Origin of the sequence: Leucobacter soli (assembly GCF_042659205.1) — a bacterium.
GTDB lineage: Bacteria > Actinomycetota > Actinomycetes > Actinomycetales > Microbacteriaceae > Leucobacter > Leucobacter soli.
On sequence record NZ_JBHSRW010000165.1, the window covers coordinates 1 to 5,135 of the forward strand.

Here is a 5,135-nt window from a genome sequence, read left to right on the forward strand (position 1 = left end):
TGCGGGCGCTCGGCCGGGTGTCCGAGCGCCGTTCGGTGCTGCTCGCCGGCCCGCGTGCGACGATCCGGCTGGTCGCTGCCTTGCCCGTTGCCGCGCTGCTGCTCGGTGCGCTACTGGGGTTCGACCCCGTAAGCGGAATGCGCAGTCCGGTCGCCGGTGCATCCGTGCTGTTCGGCGTGCTGCTGCTCCTGCTCGGCGTGCGCTGGGCAACGGCGCTCGCGGCGCGGGTCGCACGTGCCGACTGGGTCGCCGGATGGGAGTTCGAGCTCATGGCGCTCGCGGTGGCCGGCGGTGCGCCGCCGGGGGTCTCCCTCCGCCGCTCGATCGACAGCGCCGATCGCTTCGGAGCAGAGTGGGTGCGCCTCGAGGAGTTCGGTCCGAGTGGCGGTGTCGTCGCCGTACTCGCCGAGGCGGAGTCCCTCGGGTCACCGGTCGCACCGATGCTGCTCGGGATGGCCGAGGCGCGTCGTGCCCGGGCGCTGACCGAGCTCGAGCGCGCGGCGGAACGGCTCGGCGTGCGCGTGCTCGTGCCGCTCGGGGTCTGCATCCTGCCGTCGTTCGTGCTGCTCGGTGTGGTGCCGGTGCTGCTGGCCGTTCTCGGAGGTGCGTGAGTTTGCGGTGCGTGAAAGTGCGGCGCGTCGGTGGTGCGTGAGCGAGCGGTGGATTCGCCGTCCCCAGTCGTTGCCATCGGCGACTTCTCCACGGATTATGCCGATTCCCTGCTTCCCGCTCCCGGGGCGTTGAGTCGGCCCGCAGGATAGAGAGACCGGCGACCGCCGGCGCCGTGCCAGTCGAGAGGAGTCCATCATGTCCGCGCATCTGACCCTGATCAGCGACCGAAGCGGCGAGGTCCGCGACCAGATCCCGACGGACCGCACGGGCGTCGACGGCCGGGATGAGCGCAGCCGACGTCGCGCCCTTGCGACCCACTGGGTGCACACGCTCTGGGTTCCGAAGCCGCCGTCCGAGCTCCGGGTACCGCGCCTGCGTGCGTTGAGCACCCGTGCGACATCGGCTGAGAAACGGTTCGTCGCGCTCGGCGATGATCGCGGGGCGGTGACGGCCGAGTATGCGATCGTCATCCTTGCAGGGGTCGCTTTCGCCGGTCTGCTCGTCGCGATCCTCCGCTCCGACGAAGTGCGACAGGTGCTCGTCGATCTGGTGCAGAACGCGCTCGGCTCGGCGGGTTGAGGCCGTGCCGCACAGCGCGGCCGGCGGGCGTTCTGATCGGTGGGCCCGCTCCGCGCCGCTCGCGAATACGCGCGGTGCGGTTGCGGCCGAGTTCGTCATCGTGATGCCGGCGCTGCTCCTGGTTCTGCTGCTCGCGATCGGGGCGATCCTCTTGTCCGCGCAGCGCGTCGCCCTCACGGCCGCGGCCGCTGAACTCGTGCGGCTGGAGGCTCGTGGCGACCGGACCGCTGCGCAGGCGAGACTCGGTTCGCTCGGCGACGGGACGACCGTCTCGCGGTCGCGGGACGGTCCTCTGCTGTGCCTGACGCTCCGCGCGCATCCTGGAGCAGGCGCACTCGCCGCAGTCGAGATCCGCGCAATGGCTTGCGCGGCGGTGATCGAGGCGGAACGGTGAGCGGGGAGCCAACGGCTGTCGAGGTGGAAAGGTGAGCGCTCCGGCGGTTGCGGCGTGTTGCGGGGCCGTGCTGGCGCTCGCCCTGCCGGTCGTCGTGGCGACCGGGTCGATCGACGCCGCCCACCGCGTAGCCGGGGCGGCCGATGCGGCAGCGCTCGCGGCCGCTGATGCGCATGCGGGGTGGGTCGACGGAGCGCCCTGCGATCTCGCGGAGGAGGTGCTCGTCGCGGTCGGGGCACGGGTCGACGAGTGCCTGGTGGACGAGGTTTCTGGGCGGGTTCGCCTGCAGGCGAACCTGCCGACTATGCTCGGCACGGCACGGGCTCGTGCGCATGCTGGGCCGCCATTCCCATAGAGTTATGCCAGAGTTGTGCCGAATCAGGGTTTCACCCGGGCGTCGGAAGCGGCGATCGGGGCGGGACCCGCAATGCAGAGGCCGCCGCAGGTAAGAAGGAGACAGGTGTCGACCAAGAAGCTCGTGATCGTCGAGTCGCCGACCAAGGCGAAGACCATCGGCGGCTACCTCGGCGATGACTACGAGGTCATCGCCTCGGTGGGCCACATCCGCGATCTCGCCGACCCCTCCGACCTGCCGGTCGAGCTGAAGAAGGGCCCCTTCGGCCGCTTCGCCGTCGATGTCGAGAACGACTTCGCCCCCTACTACGTGGTGAACGACAACAAGCGGAAGACGGTCACCGATCTCAAGCGGGCGCTGAAGGGAGCGGACGAGCTGTGGCTCGCCACCGATGAGGACCGCGAGGGCGAGGCCATCGCCTGGCACCTGCTCGAGGTGCTCAAGCCCAAGGTGCCGGTGCGGCGCATGGTGTTCCACGAGATCACGCAGGAGGCGATCGCCGAGGCCCAGGCGAACACGCGCGACATCGATCTCGCGCTCGTGGACGCCCAGGAGACCCGACGCATCCTCGACCGCCTCTACGGGTATGACATCTCCCCGGTGCTCTGGCGCAAGGTCGGCCCGAAGCTGTCGGCCGGCCGTGTGCAGTCGGCCGCCACCCGCCTGGTCGTCGAGCGGGAGCGGGAGCGCCTCGCCTTCGTCGCGAGCGAGTACTGGGACCTGAGCGCGACGTTCGAGCCCGGCGAGAGCGCCGCGGATCCGACCCCGTTCTCCGCCCGCCTGGTGCGCCTCGACGGGCAGCGCCTCGCCACCGGCTCGGACTTCGACGATCGCGGTGAGTTGAAGGCGAAGTCCGCATCGGTGATCCGGCTCGAGAAGGATCGCGCCGAGGCGCTCGCCGCCCTCCTCGTGGACGAGCGCGGCCGCGTCCTCTCGATCGAGACGAAGCCGCACACCCGCCGGCCGGCCGCCCCGTTCACGACCTCCACCCTGCAGCAGGAGGCGTCGCGCAAGCTCCGCTACAGCTCGCGCCAGACGATGTCGTTCGCGCAGTCGCTCTACGAGAACGGCCACATCACGTATATGCGTACCGACTCGCCCACCCTGTCCAAGCAGGCGGTCACGGCGGCGCGCAGCCAGGCCGCAGCGCTCTACGGCGCCGAGACGGTGCCGGAGAAGCCGCGCGTCTACACCGGCAAGTCCAAGGGAGCGCAGGAGGCGCACGAGGCGATCCGGCCCGCCGGCGATGTCTTCGCCCGTCCGAGCGAGCTCAAGGGCAAGCTGAACCAGGGCGAGTTCGCCCTCTACGAGCTGATCTGGAAGCGCACCGTGGCCAGCCAGATGGCCGACGCCCGCGGGTCGACCGACACCGTCACGATCGGAGTCGATGTGACCGAGGCGCACGGCTCGACGCCGACCGCTGCAGAGTTCACCGCCAGCGGCACCGTGATCACCTTCCCGGGATTCCTGCTCGCCTACGAGGAGGGCAAGGACGAGAAGCGCCGCGAGGCCGAGCAGAACGTCACCCTGCCCCAGCTCGCGGAGGGCCAGGCGCTCGGCATCGACGCGCCCGAGGCGAAGTGGCACGAGACCACACCGCCCCCGCGCTACACGGAGGCGAGCCTCACCAAGCGTCTCGAGGAGCTCGGCATCGGGCGTCCTTCGACCTACGCAGCGATCATCGGCACCATCTCCGATCGAGGCTACGTCACGAAGAAGGGCCAGGCGCTCGTGCCCAGCTGGGTGGCCTTCTCGGTCGTCCGCCTGCTCGAGGAGCACTTCGGCGCGCTCGTCGACTACGACTTCACCGCCGAGATGGAGGGCGACCTCGACCTGATCGCCGCCGGTCAGACGGACCGAGCGGCCTGGCTGCACGACTTCTACTTCGGCAGCGACACCCATCCGGGCCTGCGCGGGGTCGTCGACAACCTGGGAGAGATCGACGCACGAGCGATCAACACCGTGAAGATCGACGACGCGATCTCGTTGCGCAACGGCAAGTACGGCCCCTATCTCGAGGTCTTCGACGACAAGTGCGAGGTCGGGGAGGACGGCGCGCTCAAGCCGCGAAGCGTCAACATTCCCGACGGGCTCGCCCCCGATGAGCTCACCCCCGCGAAGGCGCATGAGCTCGCAGATGCGGAGCCGCTCGAGGACCGCATCGTCGGGCTGCACCCCGCGACCGGCAAACGGATCGCCGCGAAGAACGGCCGCTTCGGCCCCTACGTGACCGAGCTGCCCGATGAGGGCGAGACGCTGCCGAAGGGTGAGAAGGCGCGTACCGCCTCGCTCTTCAAGACGATGGATCCGGCGACCGTCGATCTCGAGACCGCCGCCGCGCTGCTCGACCTGCCGCGCGTCGTCGGCGTCGACTCCGAATCCGGCGCCGAGATCACCGCGCAGAACGGCCGCTACGGCCCCTACCTCAAGAAGGGGACGGACACCCGTTCGCTGACGAGCGAGGATGCGATCTTCTCGATCGACCTCGCCGGTGCGCAGGAGCTCTTCGCCCAACCGAAGTACGGCGCCAAACGCGCGTCCGCCGCGCTCAAGGAGTTCGAGGCCGATCCGGTCAGCGGCAAGCCGATCAAGGTGAAGGACGGCCGTTTCGGGCCCTACGTCACCGACGGCGAGACCAACGCGACCATCCCGCGCGGCGACAGCGTCGACGAGATCACCTTCGAGCGTGCCGCCGAACTCCTGGCGATCAAGCGCGCCAAGGGCCCGGCCAAGAAGAAGGCGCCCGCGCGGAAGGCCGCGGCGAAGAAGCCCGCAGCCAAGACCGGGACGAAGGCGGCATCGAAGTCGGCGGCGGGCAGCAAGTCGACGGCGGCGAAGAAGACCGTCGATCCGAAGCGCTCGGCCGCGGCCAAGAAGGCCGCAGCTACCCGCGCGGCGAAGGCCGCCGCCGCCGCTGCGGGCGACTGAGCGAGAGCGCACGGGCGACCATGGCCGGACTGTTCATCACGTTCGAAGGCGGCGACGGAGCGGGCAAGAGCACGCAAGCCGAGAGGCTCGGCGCCTGGCTCGAGCAGCGTGGTCATGAGACGGTGCGCACCCGTGAACCGGGCGGTACCGCTCTCGGCGCATCCCTGCGGGAACTCCTCCTCCACGGCAGCGATGTCGCCCCCCGCGCCGAAGCGCTGCTCTACGCGGCCGACCGCGCGCAGCACGTCGCCGAGGTCGTGCGCCCCG

Annotated in this window: 5 protein-coding genes and 1 pseudogene; all 6 read left to right on the forward strand. The window is 70.3% G+C overall.

Going from position 1 to position 5,135, the window contains the following annotated elements; all coding sequences use genetic code 11:
* Nucleotides 1-611: pseudogene (locus ACFPZL_RS09740) on the forward strand (type II secretion system F family protein); the annotation flags it as partial.
* A 196-nt stretch (nucleotides 612-807) separates the two neighbouring features.
* Complete coding sequence (locus ACFPZL_RS09745) at nucleotides 808-1,191, forward strand: DUF4244 domain-containing protein (RefSeq protein ID WP_218116018.1); 384 nt, start codon at nucleotides 808-810, stop codon at nucleotides 1,189-1,191.
* A gap of 4 nt (nucleotides 1,192-1,195) precedes the next feature.
* Nucleotides 1,196-1,585 carry a TadE/TadG family type IV pilus assembly protein gene (locus tag ACFPZL_RS09750; protein ID WP_236022101.1) on the forward strand — a complete coding sequence of 130 codons (390 nt, stop codon included), beginning with the start codon at nucleotides 1,196-1,198 and terminating at the stop codon, nucleotides 1,583-1,585.
* Between the two features lie 31 nt (nucleotides 1,586-1,616).
* On the forward strand, nucleotides 1,617-1,940 hold the full coding sequence (locus ACFPZL_RS09755; RefSeq protein WP_218116019.1) for a helicase: 324 nt from the start codon (nucleotides 1,617-1,619) through the stop codon (nucleotides 1,938-1,940).
* Between the two features lie 72 nt (nucleotides 1,941-2,012).
* The gene (topA, locus tag ACFPZL_RS09760) at nucleotides 2,013-4,868 is read left to right on the forward strand and encodes a type I DNA topoisomerase (RefSeq protein ID WP_218116046.1); all 2,856 of its coding nucleotides are present in this window, start codon (nucleotides 2,013-2,015) and stop codon (nucleotides 4,866-4,868) included.
* A gap of 20 nt (nucleotides 4,869-4,888) precedes the next feature.
* A partial coding sequence (locus ACFPZL_RS09765) for a dTMP kinase (RefSeq protein WP_382335245.1) occupies nucleotides 4,889-5,135 on the forward strand: 247 nt, incomplete at its 3' end.